Below are 18,765 nucleotides of genomic sequence, written 5' to 3'. Positions count from 1 at the left end.
CACCGATTGCACGATGCGTCCGGTTTTAGCAATCCAGCGCAGCACTCTTGGCGAGTACCTGGCCCCACGTCATTTCCGAACGCTGTATTCCAGCAGTTCGGAGAATGGCGAGTGGGCCGGCCATTTGCTCAGTATTTACCGGAATTATTTAGAATTCAAAGTCATTTACTTGACAAATGACTTTGACTGCAGCACGACGATTATTCCACCGCCATAGAGAGGACTGGGATGCAGTCCTGCAGATTTACAGCTTTTGCGCCGCAAGAATGCCAGCCAAGACACCCCCCATCAATATGATGCCCATGATGAAATACAAGGCGGAGCTGAAATTTCCAGTCACGCTGATGGAAAGCCCTATCAATACTGGCGAAAGTGCTCCAAAACCCACGGCAATGCCATTCAATGTTCCAGCCGCCGAAGACATTGCGGTCTTCGGAACCAATTTCTGAAGCAAGGTGAAAATACCCGGAATTTGCGCGGATGAAGCCCCAATGCCAAGTGCAATAACTATGGCGGCGGTGTAGTTATCCTGAATAGTCACCCCCAGGTACACTCCCGCAGCGCAGAGCAATGCCGACAATGCCATGACGGGCGCATTTCTTCCCGTGCGGTCGATGATTACGCCTGCGACGATCTTGAACAGAAAACCAAGAACGAATGGCAGCGACGATATCCAACCCATGGCTTCCCAGGAAAATCCACGCTCCTTGTTCAGATAAGTTGGGAGCCACGTCGCAATACCCCAAGACAAAATCGAATTTGAAGCAAGAATTAGCAGTAGCATCCAAAAGCGATAATTTGAGGCGTATGTTTTTGCCAACTTGAGAAACGGTTCTTTTACTGGCGCACCCTCGCTGCCGTCACCGTTCTCCTTAGCCAGATTTTCCTCTATGTATTTCCGCTCTTCCTCGTTCACTCGCTTGTGCGCGCGGGGCGTATCGGCCGTAAAAAACAACAGCAATACCAGTGGAATAAGACTGAGCGCTAAAGAAAAGTGGAAAGTTGATTCCCATGAGTGCGCTGCGACAAGATAGGTGAAAATCGGCAAGGCAGCCGCCGGAGCGAGCGACTGCCCAATAAGCCAAGCGGTATTTGCTCTGCCACGCTCTTTCGGTGGGAACCAATTTTTGACGAACGTGTTCTGCATGGGATAGTAGAGGCCCTCACCAATTCCCAATAGCACACGTGTGGCCAGCAAGATGCCAAAAGTACTTGCCATACCGCCGATCAATAGAGAAGCGCACATGATCACATAGGCAACCACCATGGCTCTGCGGGAACCTAAATAGTCGCCGAGCGGACTCAAGACAACATTGGAAATCCCATAGGCCCCCAGAAACAGACTCATCATCAGCCCAATTTTCACTGGCTGCCCGGCAATGCCCATATCGGCAAGAAACCGAGAATTCGCCGCAATGACTGCGATATTGACTCGATCCAGATAGGCAACTGAAATCCCGATAAACAGGATTACTACGAGGAAAAACCGTTGTCTTGTCGGTTTTCTCTGATCCAGAGCGGGCATGCTCGCTTCAGATATATGAAGATTCTGGCTCATATTTGTCTCCACTCCTGGTGATTCGTTCTGATCGCACTGGTCACAGAATCCGTGAGGGTTTGGAGCAAGCAATGCACGGATCCCATTGCTTGCTGTGCTGCTGCCTCTTATCCACGCCGCGGTTTTCGGCAGGGCAGCTATGCTGGTCTGGAGCGCTGGACTGCTCCATCTGGTCACATCAGGCGACTTCAAACGTCGCTTCGACTTCCACGGCCGCGTTCATCGGCAAGGCTGCAACGCCCACTGCAGATCGGGCGTGTTGACCCTTGTCCCCGAGCGCAGAGACGAACAGGTCCGAAGCGCCGTTGGCAACGACGTGCTGCTCGCAGAAGTCCGGAGCAGACGCGACGAAGACGGTGATCTTGACGAGGCGCTGGATACGCTCAAGATCTCCAAGAGCCGCCTTGGCCTGCGCCAGCACATTTGCCGCGCACCATTTGGCAGCGAGCTGCCCTTGCGCTACGTCGAGCTCGCTGCCAAGGAGGCCTCGCGACATCAACTGGCCATCCTTCAGGGGCAATTGCCCGGAGGTGACGAGCGTATCCCCCACGCGAATGACGGGCACGTAGCTGGCTACACCCTTGGCGGGCGTGGGCAGTTCCACGCCGAGCTGCGCCAGGCGCTTTTCAATCGTTTCGCTCATGCGATGGTGCTCCCGTCAGTTCAAAGCTCTGTAATCGCCTGGGTGATGCGGCGAATCGCCTCATCGACCGTGGAGCGCGGGCAGCCCAGATTGGCGCGCATGTAGCCGTGGCCTTCGGCACCGAACTTTTGCCCCTTGTCGAGCCAGACCCTTGCCTTGGTCAGCATGAACTTGTTGAGCACATCTGCGTCCATGCCGAGCCCGCGGCAATCCATCCAGGCGAGATAGAGCGAGTCCGTCGGCAAGACCTTGAGTTTCGACGTAGCGCCGTTGATCGCATCGCGGAAGTGCGCGTGGTTCCCACGCAGATACTCCAGCATGTCGTCCACCCAGGACGCGCCGTGCGCATAGGCCGCTTCCGCAGCTACCATGCCCAGGGTGTTGACCAACGGGAACATGTTCCGGTCGTATTGCCTCAGCAAGTCCTCGCGCAGGCGCCGGTTGGGGACGAAGACGTTCGCGCTTTGCAGGCCAGGCAGGTTGAACGTCTTGCTCGGCGCAGTGCAGGTGATGCTGTTCTGCGCGAATTCCTCGCTGAGAGAAGCAAAGGGAATATGCTTCTTTTCCGGATTGATGATCAGGTCCTGGTGAATCTCATCCGAGATCACGAGAATTCCGTGACGCCGGCAGATTTCGCCCATGGTTCTCAATTCGCTCTCAGACCAGACATTGCCCGTCGGGTTGTGGGGGTGGCTGAGAATGAAGATCTTCGTGTTGCCCTGAATCGCCGCCTCAAAAGTCTTTTCGTTGAAGCGATAGCCTGATTCCGTGCGCTCCAGCGGGGCATAGGCCAGATGACGACCATTCATCAAGACGTCGCCGTGGAAGTGGCCATAGACGGGCGGCTGGATCAGTACCGAATCGCCCGGCGCGGAAAAAGCCTGCATGGCAGTCTTCAGCGTCGTGATGATACCCGAGGTCTGAATGACCCATTCTTTCGGGACATCCCATCCGAAGCGCTTGGCCTGCCAGCCTACGACCGCTTCGACATAACTGGCAGTGGCACCGCCGGGATAGCCAAAGATGCCATGCTCCACTGCGTCATGGAGGGCGTCGATGACGGGCTGGGGAGCGCGGAAATCGGTATCGGCCACCCACATCGGCAGAGGATCGGCCGCAAATTCATCCGCGGAAAGAAGTTTCTGCCCGAAGGCCCACTTCATCGAGTTGGATTTCTTTCGATCAAAAACTTCGTCGAACACGCAGCTATTTCTTTGACCAGAATTGGTGGGCATAGCGAAAGAAAAAGAATTCACAATCACTCCATTTTTCAATGAAAAACCCATCCTTTTTTGCGAGGATAGCGGCGTTGCCTCATGGGAGGAATTGGTACATTTTCAGCGGGGTAGGACACCACAAGACTGACAAGCTATGTCGGAAATGTTTGCGCCCACGACATGGGGGGCCAGTGCGCAAGCAGCGATGGCGCCGCTCAGCGATTTGAGGATCAAACGCTTGTTCACCTTGCGAGTCATGTCCATGTCTCCTTCTGTTGTGGTTTCGTCGATATGCTCAGCGGGCTGCCGAATACGCCTTGCCGGGAAGCGCGCACTAGCGCTGCGCCTGGGTTTCAAACCAGCGGCGCGCCAGTCGATTCCAGAATCGGGCGCCTAAATCCAGGTTGTGGTCGTTGAAGTCATAGCCGGGGTTGTGCAAGCCCACACCTGGCTTGCCGTCCGCCCCATTGCCGATCCACCCATAGGCGCCAGGAACCTGCTGCAGCATGAATCCGAAGTCCTCTGCAGTCATTGCGGGAAGCACGTCGGTGTGCGCGTTATCGTTGCCCACCATCTCGCGCATGACCTCGCCCATGAACACCGCTTCCTTTTTGTGATTCGTCGTATTGGGGTAGCCACCAGACATCAGAACAACTTCGGCCGCAGCGAAATGCGCCTCGGCAATATGGCCCGAAATGCGATGCAGGCCGTCGATCAGGAACTGCTGCGATTCCTTGGTCAGATTGCGGCAAGTACCATAGATGCGTGCTTCATCCGGGATAATGTTCGGCGACGTGCCGGCGTCGATCTTGCCTACGGTGAGTACTGCTGCGTCCAGTGGATCGGTGCCGCGCGACACCAGTGTCTGCAACTGGGCAACGATGAAGCAAGCCACCGGGATTGGGTCGATCGTCGTGTGCGGCAGCGCTGCATGCCCTCCCTTGCCGCGCACAATGATCTCGAACTTCATCGCAGCGGCCATGATCGGGCCCACGCGCACACCCATCTGCCCCTGCGGTAGCGCGGGCCAGTTGTGCAGCGCGAAAACGGCTTGGCAGGGAAATTGATCGAACAGCCCCTCGTCCATCATTGCGCGCGCGCCTGCGCCGCCTTCCTCGGCAGGTTGGAAGATCAAGTGCACCGTGCCATCGAAGTCGCGGTTGGCCACCAGCAGTTCGGCCGCGCCCAGCACCATGGCGGTGTGTCCGTCATGTCCGCACGCGTGCATGCGGCCTTCATATCTGCTCGCATGCTCGAACAGGTTGATCTCCTGCAGCGGCAACGCATCCATATCAGCGCGAATGCCCAAGGCCGGGCCCGGATTGCCGGCACTGCGGCCCTTGCCGTGGATGCTGGCCACGATGCCAGTGGCGCCTAGGCCGCGCACCATCGGAATGCCCAGCGCTGTGAGGTAGGCAGCGATCCTGTCGGCCGTGCGGCTTTCCTCGTACTTCAGCTCAGGGTGCATGTGCAGATCGTGACGAAAGGCAGTGAGCTGATCGATGTTGAGGATGGCGTCTTTGTCGAGATACATGTGGCGATCCGCAGAAGGGATAGATTCAACGGCAGCGTTTAACGCAAACCGATCAACGCGAAGGCACAGCGCCTGACAGAGGACTCGATGCGAAGTCCTCGCGAACAGGTGTGTCGGGCTCGCGCGAAGCCGACAACTTCCATGCACATCTAGGCACTTGAATCATCTCCATCACTCCTTTTGCTCTAGGATCTGTCGAAGTTTTTCGACACTTTCCAAGGCATGACGCTGAATGATAGAAATTAGTCGGCATGTCGTAAAATACCTTTTTAACATCCAACCGATGCCGGGAAGGTATAGCGATGGATCTGCGCCAATTGCGCTATTTCCCTGCCGTGGCGAAGCATGGGAGCATCAGCATCGCGGCCCAGGCGGTGCACATTGCGCAACCCACCTTGACGCGTTAGATCCAAGGGCTCGATGACGATCTGGGCACGCGTTTGTTCGAGCGAACGACGCGTGGCGTGAAATTGACGGATGCTGGAAGCCAGTTGCTAGTAGACGCAAGCAAGCTACTTGACGATGCAACTGCAACAAGAGAGTGAGCGCAGCGCGCCGGCCGCGGGGAATTCCGGCATCCCACACACCTTGCCGATAAGTGGCAAAGAAGACTGCGTCCGGGCCTTGGCTGCAATCACACACTCGCAGCCAAGGCGCGGAAACGAAATGTCATTTCAGAGGAAGTGAATTTCGCACCCATTACAGTCGCCGGGAGTCCCGCCGCGACTCGCAGGTCAGCTCCACCGGGGCGTCACCTCGGTGCGACTCCGGTGGCGGAACGTCGGGAATTGCAGGATCTCGCTGATGTCAATGCAGGACCTTTGCCAGGAAGTCCCGGGCGCGCTCCGATCGAGGTGCACCGAAGAAACTATCCTTTTCACAGTCCTCCACAATTGCGCCCCCGTCCATGAAAAGGACCCGGTCTGCGACCTTTCGGGCGAACCCCATCTCGTGGGTCACGCAGACCATCGTCATCCCCTCCTGCGCGAGCTCGATCATGACGTCCAAAACCTCATTGACCATCTCGGGATCGAGTGCGGACGTCGGCTCGTCGAAGAGAATCGCCGTCGGATCCATTGACAACGCCCGCGCAATGGCAACACGCTGTTGCTGCCCGCCGGACATCTGACCGGGATACTTATTGGCATGCGCCTTGAGGCCCACCCGATCGAGCAGCGTCAGCGCCTTTTCGTCGGCTTCGCCACGAGACCTCCCCAGGACCTTGACCTGCGCCAGTGTGAGGTTCTGAAGGATGCTCATGTGCGGGAACACCTCGAAATGCTGAAAAACCATACCCACTCGCGCACGTAGCGACGTGAGGTTCGTTTTCGAGTGACCCACGCTGATGCCATCGACCGTGATAGTACCTTCCTGAAAACCTTCCAGGCCATTGATCGTCTTGATGAGCGTCGACTTCCCTGAACCCGATGGCCCGCAGACCACTACCACCTCACCCTTCTGAACAACTGTCGTGCAGCTATCCAGCACACGGAATTGGCCATACCACTTCGAGACGTTATTGATGTCGATCATATTGCATTACCCGATTCGAAAATTTGTTCAATTATCGACAGCAGCCCGTGTGCCGCCTAGTGTCGGGCCCGCAAAGCAAAATGCCCTTCCAACCGATGCTGAACGACAGACAACAGAGAGCTCAATACCCAGTAAAGTGCCGCCGCGGCAAGATACAGAGGCAATGGCTGAAACGTCGTCGCGATGACTTCCTGAGCGGAGCGAAGCAGCTCTGTCACCGTGATCACGGATACGAGCGACGTATCCTTGATCAGGCTGATCAGCGTGTTTCCCATGGAAGGAACAGCAAGACGTAGCGCTTGAGGTCCGATCACGTGCCGGAGCGTCTGGAAATAGCTCAGCCCCAAGCTATGCGATGCACTCCATTGTCCGCGGGGGATTCCGAGAATCGCACCGCGCATGCTTTCCGAAAGATATGCCCCCGCGTTCAATGTCAGCGTCAGAATCCCCGCCGTCGTTGGCGACAACGAAATGCCGACATCTGGCAGGCCGTAGTACACGACAAACATCTGCACCAATAGCGGCGTACCGCGCATGACACTCACATATGCCTGAGCAACTCGATCCAGCACGCGATTGCCGCTGATTCTCATCACCGCGGCGCAGACACCGACCACCAGCCCGAACACCATCGCCGCGACCGCGAACTTTATGGTCAACAGAGTCCCCATCAAGAGAACAGGGCCCGAATTGAACACCAGATTGAATCGTTCCATCTACGCTTTCTCCGACGTACGGCACGTCTTGCTGTTGGGCAATACGTCAGTTACCAAGCGGCTGCGTGACATCCGTGCCGAACCACTTCTTCGAGATTGCGGCGAGCGTGCCATCCTTCTTCATGGAAGCCACCGCGTCATTCACCGCAGCAGAGAACTTGGGATTTCCCTTCCGGTACGGGATGCCGATTTCATTGCTCGTATTCTTCAGGAGTCCACCGCCGCGCACGAGCACGGTCGAGGTCTTGATGAGATAGGGCACGAAGAGCCGGTCATTCAGGTAGGCGTCAGCCCGACCGTTCACGAGATCGCCAAGCGCTTCCGACATCCCCGGATACGTCTGCACAATGATGCCGGGAACCGACTTGGCCAGGTCGGCGAAGTTCGAACCCAATGTAACCGCCACGCGCTTTCCCTTCAGTTCTTCAAGGGTTCGGTATTCCTGCTTGTCGTCCTTCTTTTCCAGAACCTGGACTGCCGAGTAGGCGTAAGGGGGACTGAAATCGAGAGACTGACGTCGCTGCGGCGTAACGGATACCTGATTTGTCACAACGTCGAACTTCCCGGCCTGAAGGCCGCCGATCAGGCTCGACCATTCCGACGTAAAGAACTGCGGCTTGACACCCAGCTTTGCAGCCACCGCCTTGGCAACGTCAACGTCAAAGCCCTGCAACTCGCCATTCGTGTCGCGATAATTAAACGGAGGGTAAGTTCCCTCCATCCCGATCATCAGCACGCCTCGAGCCTTGACGGTGTCAAGCAGGTCTTCCGCATGTGCTCCGATCGAGGCGCACGCCGCAGTAACTGAAAGAATTGCGAAAAGAAGGGCCTTCTTAACCTTCATGGTCCTGTCTCCGGTGGTAACCTACTGAGGCTATCGATGAACGGTGAGTCCGTTACTGATCTATCAACCGAGCATTCCAAATGTCGCGTGAGATGTCCGGCCTTTCCAGGCAGGTCATCTCCGCTACTCGCAACATCTCCGTGTGATTCTTCGGATTCGATGTCCTGTTCGCGTTTCGCACTCTTCGCTGATGCCTAGATCTGGTCGCACCGCCTGACGCGCTTTCGACGCGAACTGGACGGTACGAACTAAGTATCACTAGCCATAAACTTCAAGGCAATTGACTTTTTCGCGCCTCAGCCGAGAGTTTTCTTCACAAATCGACCGCACCTCCAGCGATGTCCTTGACCTGCTTACGGCGCTTTGCGACACCAACGGCATGGCTCGCGCAGCGACGTGAGCGGAGGCCGAGAAGTCTGTCCAGACCGCGCGGAGTTTCGCTGACTTACGCCGCTTCGTCGTCGAACGGCGGAAGGTCAACCGCCTCCCGCAATGCCCTGTCCCAGTGGGGTACCGCGCCTACATCGTCGACCACAAAGTCGATAAAGCTCCGCACCAACGCATTCGCGTATTTCGACCGGTAGTACATCGCGTATAACGTATGCGTAATTGCCGACCGGTATTCGGGCACCACCACCCGCAGCGCACCTTGAATGATGTCGGGGGAAACGAGATAGGTTGGCAAACACGCCACGCCATGTCCATGCAGCGCAGCCTCACGAAGCGCCAGGCTGGAGTTCGATTCCAGCGCTGTCTTGACCGCTATTTGTTGTGTGTTTTCCCCTCTCCGAAACGACCATGCTCCACCCAAGGTCATTGTCGGATACACGAGGCATCGGTGCCGTACCAGATCAGTCGGTGCGCGAATCGGCTCATTCGAGTCGAGGTAATCGGGTGCTGCGCAGTAAACCCAGTGAATGGTTGCCAGCTTCCGCGCGGCGTATCCGAAATCGGTCCTGCTGGTTATCCGGGCCGCCAAGTCGTAATTTTCCTCAACGAGGTTGGACAGCCTGTCGTCCAATGCAATGGATGCGGTGACTTTCGGATTGCCATCGAGATAGCGGCCCAGTATCGGCGTGAGTTGCTTTGATCCAAAAGCCATGGAGCAAGTTATCCGCAGATTTCCCTCCGGATTCTTCGACTGGCGCGCTGCATCCAGCGTGGTTTCGAGATCAGCCAGGATGTCGTTGGCCCGCTCGAATATGATTCGACCGCTGTCCGTCAAGGTCAGATTTCGCGTCGTCCGCTTGACCAGCAGCACTCCGAGCTGATCCTCCAGTTGCGCCAGGCTCTTGCTGACAGCCGAAGGCGACAGATTCAAGTCTCGGGCGGCGGCGGAAAGACTCCCCAGCTCCGCAATCCGGACAAAGACGGCGATCTGCGTGAACGATGCGAAACGTTTCATGACTGCAGCCCGAATGAAATTCAGAAATACCCACACCAATAATCCGATGCGAACGCCACTTTCGAGCGCACGGACTTCCCGGCGATACAGGCAGGCATCCAGAGTAATCCTAGTTCACGCAAGTCCATTCGTGAAAATCCATCACAGGTGCTTGCACGCATCGGCGCTTATTTCCCTCTACACAAGTTGGCAGAATGCATATTCGTACTCCCGCCCCTACCCAATTCCAAGATGAGCAACTTCGACGAAATCATTGACCGGCGCCATAGCAACTCCACGAAGTGGACAGCCGGTCGGCTGCGCCTTACGGCTGATCAGGCCGCAGCTGACCCGCTGCCGATGTGGGTTGCCGATATGGACTTCCGCATTGCGCAGCCCATTGCGGATGCACTGCACCGTGAGGTCGAGATGGGCGCGCTCGGATATGGCGGCACCCCCGACTCCTATCTCGAAGCCGTTGTCGACTGGCAGGCTCGACGTTTCGGATGGCACCCGAAGCCGGAGTGGATCACCCGATCGCCCGGCGTCGTCAGCGCGCTCAACATGGCCATCCAGGCGTTCACGCAACCGGGTGACCATGTGCTGGTCCAGACGCCCGTGTATTTCCATTTCATGCACGACGTCGTCATCAACGGCCGGCGCGTTGCACGAGCACCACTCGCTCTCGACGCACAAGGCAGGTACCACTTCGATCCCGAGGTTTTCGAAGCGGCGCTGGTTCCCGGAACCAAGCTGTTCATCCTCTGCAACCCGCATAACCCCACCGGATATGTGTGGACACAAGATGAACTGATGACGATGGCCTCGATCTGCGAGCGCCATGGCGTTCTCATCGTCTCCGACGAAGTCCATCAGGACCTGGTATTCGGCGCAGGCAAGCGGCATATCCCTTTTGCGACGCTGGATCATGCTGCCGCCGAAAACTCGATCGTCTGCACGGCCCCGAGCAAGACATTCAATATCGCCGGCCTGCAGTGCGCGAACATCATCATTCCCAACCCGCGACTCCGCCACGCATACCAGGCTCAATGCGAAAAGAACGGCGTTTCCGGCGCGAACACCATGGGCACCGCTGCGTGCGAGGCCGCATACCGACACGGCGAGTCATGGGCGGACGCCATGCTCGCGTACGTGCGTCGCAACCAGCAGCACTTCGCGGCACGAGTCAAGGAAATCGGCCTGCCGCTGAAAGTTACTCCGACGGACGCGCTCTACCTCGCGTGGATCGACTTTCGGGAGCTCAACATGCCTCCCGCGAAACTGCACGATTTCCTGCTGCGCCAGGCACGACTGTGGCTTGATCACGGCCCGAAGTTCGGGACGGAAGGCGAAGGATTCATGCGCATCAATCTCGCGTGCCCCCTCAGCCTTGTCGACGAAGCCCTGCAGCGACTTTCCAGCGTGCTTTTGCGCTGAAGCAAATCCAGAGGCCGTGCGCCCCGCAAGGCGCATGAGTCTGCGCCGGGTCGTCAGCGTCAGAGCATCTTCCTGTCGGCCCGGCAACTCCGCTTGGCGCTATCGGTGCCGCCGTGAAGCACTTTCACACTGTGGCCAGCACATTTATGAACGACAAAATCTATTGCCTGAGCAGCCCCCATGTGCTGCGGCGCACGACCAACGCGCGCACTCCTTCTTCCGCATTTTTGCGCCATTGTAGTTAAGCGGCCCTTGGGATTCACGGTGGATTTTCTATCTATCCACCAAAGAAAAACTTTACTGCTCACATCCCTGTCGCTGTTCGCAGGTTCGAAGACTCGACGGCTTCGGTGCCAAGCACCCGGAAATAGAGACCGCCCAGCTGGAACCAAGGCGGCCCCGTACCCGGCGCGCCTGTGAAGATTATTCAAAAGTAATTGGACCACTTTTCATGGATTTATTGGGAAACCACCAATAGGATCCGTCCTGCAAGCCTGATTACACTTACAGGTTTGAGATGTGATCGCCCTTCACTAGACAGCCGCCCCCCACCAAACGGCGTATCAGCGCGAAGCATCCTGTCGCACAACCCGACAAGCACCGTCTGCACCGTTGCTGCGATCACGTCGACACGATTGGATCCGACACTGAAAGCACCGGGCAGGCCGTGATGAACGGGGCACGTCTACATCCACTTCGCCTGCTCGAAAGGGCCGCCGCCCATCGAGCCATCAACCCTTTCGCAGAACATCAACCTAATCGCAGAGGTGAACATGCAGCCTGTCGATCCGATTTCCTCTCAGCGGATCAAGTCCGTCCTGATTGCCAACCGTTCCGAGATCGCAATTCGTGTGATGCGCGCCGCAGCGGAGATGAATATGCGCACGGTCGCGATCTACTCGCGTGAAGACCGGCTGGCGCTGCATCGCTTCAAGGCGGACGAAAGCTACGTAGTGGGCGAAGGCAAGAAGCCGCTGCAAGCCTACCTGGACATTGAGGACGTGTTGCGCATCGCCCGCGCCGCCAAGGTGGACGCCATTCACCCAGGCTACGGCTTCCTGTCGGAAAACCCCGATTTCGCCGAAGCCGTGATGGCCGCCGGCATTGAATGGGTGGGGCCGCGCCCCGAAGTGATGCGCACGCTGGGCAACAAGGTGGCGGCGCGCAATGCCGCCGTGGCTGCGGGTGTACCCGTCATGCCCGCCACGCCGCCGCTGCCGCCGGATCTGGACGAGTGCAAAAGGCTCGCCGCCGGCATCGGCTACCCGGTCATGCTCAAGGCCAGCTGGGGCGGCGGCGGGCGCGGCATGCGCGTTATCAACAGCGAAGGCGATTTGCCCAACGCGCTCGCGGCGGCCCGGCGCGAAGCGCTGGCGGCCTTTGGCAACGACGAGGTCTACTTCGAGAAGCTGGTGCAGCATGCCCGCCACGTAGAGGTGCAAATCCTGGGCGATCGACACGGCAACGTGGTGCATTTGTTCGAGCGCGACTGCACCGTGCAGCGCCGCAACCAGAAAGTGGTGGAACGAGCGCCTGCGCCCTATCTTGATGACGCCCAACGCCAAGCCCTGTGCGACAGCGCCATCCGCCTGATGAAGTCCGTGAACTACACGCACGCCGGCACGGTGGAGTTCCTGATGGACGCCGACAGCGGGCAGTTCTACTTCATCGAAGTCAATCCACGCATTCAGGTGGAGCACACAGTGACCGAGCTGATCACTGGTGTGGACATCGTCAAGGCGCAGTTGCGCATCAGCGAGGGGGGGCGCATCGGCATTACCGACGACATCGGCGAAGACGACCCGGCGCACCGGGCCAGCGGCGTGCCGGAGCAGAGCCGGATCAGCTTCAACGGCACGGCGCTGCAATGCCGTATTACGACCGAAGATCCGGAGAACGGCTTTCTGCCCGACTACGGGCGCCTTTCGGCCTACCGAAGCGCCTCGGGTTTCGGCATCCGGCTGGACGCCGGCACGGCCTACGGTGGAGCGGTCATTACGCCGTACTACGACTCACTGCTGGTCAAGGTCACGGCTTGGGCACCGACCGCGCGAGAGTCGATACAGCGCATGGACCGCGCGCTGCGCGAGTTCCGCATTCGCGGCGTCGCCTCCAATCTGCAGTTCCTGGAGAACGTGATCAACCACCCGGACTTTGCCGCCGGCACCGTGACCACGCGTTTCATCGACAACACGCCGAAACTGCTCGAGTTCGCCAAGCGGCGCGACCGCGGCAGCAAACTGCTCGGCTTCATGGCAGGCATCACCGTCAATGGCCATCCGGAAATGGCTGGGCGCAAGATGCCTGAGCTGCCGTTTCCCAAGCCCGTGCTGCCGCGCGTGGACCAGAACGTCCCCATTCCGCCCGGCTCACGCGATCGGCTGAGAGAACTGGGCCCGCAGCGGTTCGCGCAGTGGATGCTGGACACCAAACCGGTTCTGATGACCGACACGACAATGCGCGATGCGCACCAGTCCCTGTTCGCCACGCGCATGCGCACGGCCGACATGCTGCCCATTGCGCCGTTCTATGCGCGTGATTTGTCGCAGTTGTTCTCCATGGAGTGCTGGGGTGGCGCGACCTTTGACGTGGCCATGCGCTTTTTGAAGGAAGACCCGTGGCAACGCTTGGCCCAGTTGCGTGAGCGCGTGCCCAATATCCTGTTCCAGATGCTGCTGCGCGGCGCCAACGGCGTAGGCTATACCAGCTACGCCGATAACGTGGTGCAGTTCTTCGTCAAGCAAGCGGCCTCGGCCGGGGTGGACTTGTTCCGCGTGTTCGACGCGCTGAACTGGGTCAGGAACATGCGCGTGGCCATCGATGCCGTGCTGGAGGCGGGGGCGCTGTGCGAAGGCGCCATCTGTTACACCGGCGACCTGTTCGATCCCGCGCGCGGCAAGTACGACCTGAAGTACTACGTGGGCATTGCCAAGGAGTTACAGCAAGCCGGCGTGCACATCCTGGCCATCAAGGACATGGCGGGTGTTTGTCGCCCGCGCGCCGTGGCCGCATTGGTCACGGCCCTGAAGGCGGAAACCGGTCTGCCCGTGCATTTCCACACCCACGACACCAGCGGGATCGCCGCCGCCTCGGTGCTGGCGGCTGTGGATGCCGGCTGCGATGCCGTGGACGGTGCGCTGGACGCCATGAGCGGCCTGACTTCCCAGCCCAACCTCTCTGCCATCGCAGCGGCGCTGGCACATACCGAGCGCGATCCCGGCTTGTCGCCCCACGCGCTGCACGCGGCATCCACCTACTTTGAGGGCGTGCGGCGCTTCTATGCGCCGTTCGAGAGTGATATCCGCTCCGGCACGGCCGACGTCTACCGCCACGAGATGCCCGGCGGTCAATACACCAACCTGCGCGAGCAGGCGCGCGCCATGGGGCTGGAACACCGCTGGACCGAGGTCTCACAGGCCTATGCCGACGTGAACCAGCTGTTTGGCGACATCGTCAAGGTCACTCCCACGTCCAAGGTGGTGGGCGACATGGCCATCATGATGGTGGCCAACGACCTCACGCCGGGCCAGGTGGCCGATCCGGCGCACGAGGTGGCTTTCCCGGAGTCGGTGGTGTCACTGTTCAAGGGCGAGCTGGGCTTCCCGCCCGACGGCTTGCCGGCCGCGCTGTCGCGCAAGGTGCTCAAGGCCGAGCCGCCAGCGGCCTACCGCCCGGGCGATCACCTGCCTCCCGTGGATCTCGAGGCCGCGCGTATCACGGCAGCGCAGGCGAGCGGCATCCCCGTGGACGAGATAGATGACCGGCAATTGGCCAGCGCGCTCATGTACCCCAAGGTTGCCAGCGAATTCCACCAGCATCTGCAAAGGCATGGCGACGTTTCCGTCCTGCCCACGCCCACTTTCTTCTATGGCATGAAGCCTGGCGACGAAGTGGCGCTGGAGATCGACGCGGGCAAGACACTCATGGTGAGCCTGCAGACCATCCACGAGGACAAGGGCATCGCCAAAGTGCAGTTCGAGATGAACGGCCAGTCGCGCATGACCAGCGTGGCACGGGCGGGTGCAACCGCTGCCGCCCAACGGGAGGTGGCCGAACCCGGCAATCCACTGCATGTGGGGGCCCCCATGCCCGGTGCCATCGTTACTGTGCCGGTGACGGCGGGGCAGACCATACAGGCAGGCGCCACGCTGCTGTCATTGGAAGCCATGAAGATGGAGTCTCATCTGGCGGCTGAGCGCGATGGCGTGATTGAGCGCGTCCTGGTCAAACCGGGTGACCGGGTGCAGGCCAAGGATTTGCTGATTGTGTGGAGAGCGTGAGTACCGCCGCGTGCACGCTCGCCTCCCCTGCATCCGCAATGCAACCCAAGAGGTAACTCCTGCCCAGGCCGGAACCACACAGGTCCGGTCTCGAGGGCAGGAGTTGCCTTCAAACGCTCAGGCAGCATGGGTATCGGGCCGTCTCGGCTCGATACCCATGCTGCCCCTCATCACGCAACGAACCCGCCAACAGCGTGTTCTTACTGTGATGCAAAGCTTCGCATGACCGCAGGAAAGGCTAGTTCTGCACCCGCTTGCTTTCGGCTTTCCGGCCGGTCATCCAGCCCCAGCGGGAAAAAATTGCCTCTCCCTCCTTGGCACGCAGGAAATCAACAAACTGCCGGGACGCGGGATTCTCCTCGCCGCGTTTGGTAACTGCCACGCCCGCATCGCGATAGATCGCGTAGCGCGGCTCGATCTGCACCGTCTCGGCAAGCGACGGATTGGACACCTGCCAGATATTCCAGATGAGCCACACGTCGATGTCGCGCTGGGAAATCCAGGTTTGGCGGGCAATCGCGCTGTTTCCCGCGTAGCTCACAATATTACGGCGCATCGCCGCGATGGTGTCGATGTCGCCGAGGCGGCCTGCCACGTCTTCCCACACGCCATTCTGTCCTGCGCCATTGACCACAAGCACCTTCACGCCCGGCTTGACCACGTCCGCCAGACCGCGGATATGGCGAGGATTGCCGGGACGAACGAGTATCGCCATTGGGCGCAGATACAGCGGCACGGGTGCTTGCGGCGTCAACTGGTCGCCCATGGCGACGACGAAGTCCGACATCATCGTCTCTGAACCGCTGAAGATCACATCGGCATCGGCGCGCGCGTGATCAATCCATGATGGCGTCGGTCCGGCTGTGACGTCGACGTGCGTGCCGGTCCGCTTTTCGAATGCCTCAGCGGCTTCCTTCATCGCCGGGGCTGGACCGCCAGGCCCATACACGTGCAATACGGATTGGGAAAATGCGTGCAGCGACGAGATTGACAATGCGAGGGCCGCAGCAGTGCGCACGACGATGTTCATGGTAAAAATTCTCCGCGTAGTTCAGTTGAACCGGCTCCGCTAGCCGGCTTAGGCGCCCGCTACAAGCGCGGCGCATTTCTTCGATACTCCTGACCATCAACACGCCCCGATTCCATCAACCGGGCATTTCAAATGCCGCGTGAGATGACGGTTCAAGAACAAACCAGAGGTGGGGACCGTTCCCACTACGTCATGGTCACAAACTCCTCTGCTGCTGTTGGATGAATGGCGACCGTGTTGTCAAAGTCCCTTTTCGTCGCGCCCATGTTCAGCGCTACCGCAAAGCCCTGCAGCATCTCATCCATGCCAAACCCGATACCGTGTATGCCGACGATCCGTTCCTCTTCTCCCACACATACGAGCTTCATGCGGGCCGGCTGGCGGCGTTGCGTCACAGCCGTGTACATCGCGGTGAATGACGATTGGTATACCGTGACTTCGGCATCACCATACTGCTCGCGAGCCTGAGGTTCGGTAAGGCCCACCGTTCCGATCGGCGGGTGACTGAACACTACGGTCGGGATGTTTTGGTAGTCGAGATGCTCGTCAGGCTTGCCGTTGAACAGCCGCTCCGAAAGGCGCCGCCCCGCGGCCACCGCCACCGGCGTTAGTTCGACCATTCCCGTGACGTCGCCGACCGCGTAGACACCCGGCACGTTCGTGTTCTGGTACTTGTCAACCGTCACGTAGCCACTTTCGTCCACCTCAATACCCGCCGCCTGCAGATTGAGGGCAGCCGTGTCCGGCTCACGGCCGATCGCCCATACGACGCAATCCACTGTCTGACAATCGCCGTTCTCGAGCTGCAGCGTCAGGCTGCCATCTGTGTTCTTGATGACGGCTGTCGGAACTGAGTGGGTGTGCAGCGTGGGCCCTTCCGACTTCATCACCTCCGCCAAGGTTTCGCGCAAGAGCGGATCGAAACGGCGCAGCGGCGTGTCCTTCCGCACAAAAAGGTGCGTCTCCGAGCCCAGTGCATTGAGCACGCCCGCCAGCTCGACGGCAATGTAGCCGGCACCCACCACTGCTGTGCGCTTCGGCAACTCAGTCAACTCGAAAAAACCATCCGAGTCGATGCCATGTTCTGCGCCGGGGATGTCGGGACGGGACGGTCGGCAGCCGGTGGCGATCAGGATACGGTCGGCGGTGATTCGCTCATGACCGACTTCAATGGTGCGGGCGTCGACGAATCTGGCGAAGCCCGTGATCACGTCCACCCTGTTCCTGTCCAGCGCCGTCTCGTAGGACGCATGGATCCGCCCGATGTAGGCGCTTCGGCGCCTCACCAGACCCGCCCAATCAAAGCGATTCACCGTGGCATCAAAACCGTAGTCCGGGCCGTAGTGGCGAATGGCTTCCGCAATTTGCGCGGCGTGCCACATGACCTTCTTGGGCACACACCCCACGTTGACACAGGTGCCACCAATCTCCTTTGCTTCGATCAATGCGCATTTTTTTCCATGCATGGTGGCCCGGTTGACGGAAGCGATGCCACCACTTCCACCACCGATCGCAATGTAGTCGTAGTGCTTTGTCATTGATTACTCCGACTTCATGGTCAACACCATGCGGAATTTGACGTCACCGGACCGCATTTTCTTGTAGGCGTCGAATGCCATCTCCAACGGCATGGTCTCGATCCGCGGGCGGATGCCGGCGAGGACGCTGAAGTCCAGCGTCTTCTCACTTTCGTAAGGCGAGCCCGTGACCGACCCCAGCACGCTGCGCTCGCCGACGACCAGATGGCCAGTCGATACAGGCAGCGGGTCTTTGCCCGCGCCCAACACGACCAGCCGCCCCTGCGGCGCCAGGCCGGGCACCAGGGCGGACACGGCAGCAGGGTTGCTGATGGTGGTAACGATGGCCTGCGCGCCACCCATGCTCTGAAGCCTGGCGGCGGCGTCCTCCTTGTGGGTGTCGATGTAGACGTGTGCCCCCAGCGCCAGCGCGTCCTCGGCGATGTCGGCGCCCCGCCCCACCGCGACGACCTTGAAGCCCATACGATACGCATATTGAAGCGCCATGTGCCCCAAGCCGCCGATCCCTAAGACGGCCACGATATCGCCCGCCTGCGCGCCCGACTTCTTGAGCGCGTTGAAGGTGGCGATTCCGGCACAGAGAATCGGCGCGGCTTCCTCGGCGTTCAGCTCGTCCGGGATAGAGACTAGCGCCGTGCTGCGGGCCAGCATCATTTCCGCATAGCCGCCGTCACACGTAGCGCCGACGAACGGCTGGTTCTGGCAGAGCTGGAATTGGCCCCGACGGCATTGCGCGCATTCGTTGCAGTGGCCGCCCAGACGCCCCACGCCCACGCGCTGGCCCACTTTCCAGATCGAAGGCGTACCTGAGCCGATGGCAGCGATGCGCCCGACGACTTCATGGCCGGGAACGCGCGGGGGCTGCAATGCCGGATCTGCGCCTTCGATATCTCCGGTGTCCGCGCCGCAAATACCGCATGCTTCCACCGCTATCAGCACCTCGCCGGCGCCCGGCGCCGGCGTCTGGCGATCCACCAGTTCGAGGAATCCGGGCTTCGTCACCTGCATGGCTCTGTAGGTTTTCTTCATGGTCCTATCTCCAAAATCGTCG

At 59.5% G+C, this 18,765-nt stretch carries 13 protein-coding genes and 1 pseudogene; 3 read left to right on the top strand and 11 right to left on the bottom strand.

Features of this window, described 5'->3' with window-relative positions; all coding sequences use genetic code 11:
- Positions 1-244 precede the first annotated feature (244 nt).
- The 4 genes from PTE30175_RS20790 to PTE30175_RS20775 form a co-directional block, all read right to left on the bottom strand.
- Positions 245-1,558: an MFS transporter gene (locus PTE30175_RS20790; protein WP_150698974.1), complete on the bottom strand. Its 1,314-nt coding sequence runs from the start codon at positions 1,556-1,558 to the stop codon at positions 245-247.
- Positions 1,559-1,736: 178 nt separating this feature from the next.
- On the bottom strand, positions 1,737-2,201 hold the full coding sequence (locus tag PTE30175_RS20785) for a RidA family protein (protein WP_150698973.1): 465 nt from the start codon (positions 2,199-2,201) through the stop codon (positions 1,737-1,739).
- Between the two features lie 20 nt (positions 2,202-2,221).
- A complete protein-coding gene (locus PTE30175_RS20780; protein WP_191629158.1) occupies positions 2,222-3,436 on the bottom strand; it encodes a MalY/PatB family protein in 1,215 nt (404 codons plus the stop codon).
- Positions 3,437-3,752: 316 nt separating this feature from the next.
- A complete protein-coding gene (locus PTE30175_RS20775) occupies positions 3,753-4,952 on the bottom strand; it encodes a M20 aminoacylase family protein (protein WP_150698971.1) in 1,200 nt (399 codons plus the stop codon).
- Between the two features lie 302 nt (positions 4,953-5,254).
- Between PTE30175_RS20775 and PTE30175_RS20770 the strand changes: the two are divergent.
- Positions 5,255-5,497: pseudogene (locus tag PTE30175_RS20770) on the top strand (LysR family transcriptional regulator).
- Between the two features lie 262 nt (positions 5,498-5,759).
- Here the strand turns inward: PTE30175_RS20770 and PTE30175_RS20765 are convergent.
- From PTE30175_RS20765 to PTE30175_RS20750, 4 genes are all read right to left on the bottom strand, one after another.
- The gene (locus PTE30175_RS20765) at positions 5,760-6,485 is read right to left on the bottom strand and encodes an amino acid ABC transporter ATP-binding protein (protein ID WP_150698970.1); all 726 of its coding nucleotides are present in this window, start codon (positions 6,483-6,485) and stop codon (positions 5,760-5,762) included.
- A 56-nt stretch (positions 6,486-6,541) separates the two neighbouring features.
- Positions 6,542-7,201 carry an amino acid ABC transporter permease gene (locus PTE30175_RS20760; protein ID WP_150698969.1) on the bottom strand — a complete coding sequence of 220 codons (660 nt, stop codon included), beginning with the start codon at positions 7,199-7,201 and terminating at the stop codon, positions 6,542-6,544.
- Positions 7,202-7,247: 46 nt separating this feature from the next.
- Positions 7,248-8,045 (bottom strand): transporter substrate-binding domain-containing protein, encoded by a 798-nt coding sequence (locus PTE30175_RS20755; RefSeq protein WP_150698968.1) that lies wholly within the window; start codon positions 8,043-8,045, stop codon positions 7,248-7,250.
- A 445-nt stretch (positions 8,046-8,490) separates the two neighbouring features.
- Positions 8,491-9,450 (bottom strand): LysR family transcriptional regulator, encoded by a 960-nt coding sequence (locus PTE30175_RS20750; protein WP_150698967.1) that lies wholly within the window; start codon positions 9,448-9,450, stop codon positions 8,491-8,493.
- Positions 9,451-9,681: 231 nt separating this feature from the next.
- Between PTE30175_RS20750 and PTE30175_RS20745 the strand changes: the two genes are divergently transcribed.
- Positions 9,682-10,866 (top strand): MalY/PatB family protein, encoded by a 1,185-nt coding sequence (locus tag PTE30175_RS20745; protein WP_150698966.1) that lies wholly within the window; start codon positions 9,682-9,684, stop codon positions 10,864-10,866.
- A gap of 773 nt (positions 10,867-11,639) precedes the next feature.
- Entirely contained in the window at positions 11,640-15,146 is a 3,507-nt protein-coding gene (locus tag PTE30175_RS20740) for a pyruvate carboxylase (protein ID WP_150698965.1), read from the top strand.
- Between the two features lie 238 nt (positions 15,147-15,384).
- Here the strand turns inward: PTE30175_RS20740 and PTE30175_RS20735 are convergent, their stop codons facing one another.
- The 3 genes from PTE30175_RS20735 to PTE30175_RS20725 all read right to left on the bottom strand — a co-directional run bounded on the left by PTE30175_RS20735 (position 15,385) and on the right by PTE30175_RS20725 (position 18,743).
- The gene (locus tag PTE30175_RS20735; protein ID WP_150698964.1) at positions 15,385-16,176 is read right to left on the bottom strand and encodes a substrate-binding domain-containing protein; all 792 of its coding nucleotides are present in this window, start codon (positions 16,174-16,176) and stop codon (positions 15,385-15,387) included.
- Between the two features lie 185 nt (positions 16,177-16,361).
- Positions 16,362-17,714, bottom strand: a complete 1,353-nt coding sequence (gene gorA, locus PTE30175_RS20730) for a glutathione-disulfide reductase (protein WP_150698963.1) — start codon at positions 17,712-17,714, stop codon at positions 16,362-16,364.
- A 3-nt stretch (positions 17,715-17,717) separates the two neighbouring features.
- Entirely contained in the window at positions 17,718-18,743 is a 1,026-nt protein-coding gene (locus tag PTE30175_RS20725) for an alcohol dehydrogenase (protein ID WP_150698962.1), read from the bottom strand.
- Positions 18,744-18,765: the final 22 nt, after the last annotated feature.

The organism is Pandoraea terrae, assembly GCF_902459695.1.
GTDB lineage: Bacteria > Pseudomonadota > Gammaproteobacteria > Burkholderiales > Burkholderiaceae > Pandoraea > Pandoraea terrae.
The sequence above is the reverse complement of the archived record's forward strand: the minus strand, read 5'-3'. Positions and strand labels throughout refer to the sequence as shown.

Bases quoted from the DNA above. Each gene is read 5' to 3' on its own strand.
- PTE30175_RS20790 (WP_150698974.1), bottom strand. From the start codon at position 1,558: ATGAGCCAGAATCTTCATATATCTGAAGCGAGCATGCCCGCTCTGGAT.
- PTE30175_RS20785 (WP_150698973.1), bottom strand. From the start codon at position 2,201: ATGAGCGAAACGATTGAAAAGCGCCTGGCGCAGCTCGGCGTGGAACTG.
- PTE30175_RS20780 (WP_191629158.1), bottom strand. From the start codon at position 3,436: ATGCCCACCAATTCTGGTCAAAGAAATAGCTGCGTGTTCGACGAAGTT.
- PTE30175_RS20775 (WP_150698971.1), bottom strand. From the start codon at position 4,952: ATGTATCTCGACAAAGACGCCATCCTCAACATCGATCAGCTCACTGCC.
- PTE30175_RS20765 (WP_150698970.1), bottom strand. From the start codon at position 6,485: ATGATCGACATCAATAACGTCTCGAAGTGGTATGGCCAATTCCGTGTG.
- PTE30175_RS20760 (WP_150698969.1), bottom strand. From the start codon at position 7,201: ATGGAACGATTCAATCTGGTGTTCAATTCGGGCCCTGTTCTCTTGATG.
- PTE30175_RS20755 (WP_150698968.1), bottom strand. From the start codon at position 8,045: ATGAAGGTTAAGAAGGCCCTTCTTTTCGCAATTCTTTCAGTTACTGCG.
- PTE30175_RS20750 (WP_150698967.1), bottom strand. From the start codon at position 9,450: ATGAAACGTTTCGCATCGTTCACGCAGATCGCCGTCTTTGTCCGGATT.
- PTE30175_RS20745 (WP_150698966.1), top strand. From the start codon at position 9,682: ATGAGCAACTTCGACGAAATCATTGACCGGCGCCATAGCAACTCCACG.
- PTE30175_RS20740 (WP_150698965.1), top strand. From the start codon at position 11,640: ATGCAGCCTGTCGATCCGATTTCCTCTCAGCGGATCAAGTCCGTCCTG.
- PTE30175_RS20735 (WP_150698964.1), bottom strand. From the start codon at position 16,176: ATGAACATCGTCGTGCGCACTGCTGCGGCCCTCGCATTGTCAATCTCG.
- gorA (WP_150698963.1), bottom strand. From the start codon at position 17,714: ATGACAAAGCACTACGACTACATTGCGATCGGTGGTGGAAGTGGTGGC.
- PTE30175_RS20725 (WP_150698962.1), bottom strand. From the start codon at position 18,743: ATGAAGAAAACCTACAGAGCCATGCAGGTGACGAAGCCCGGATTCCTC.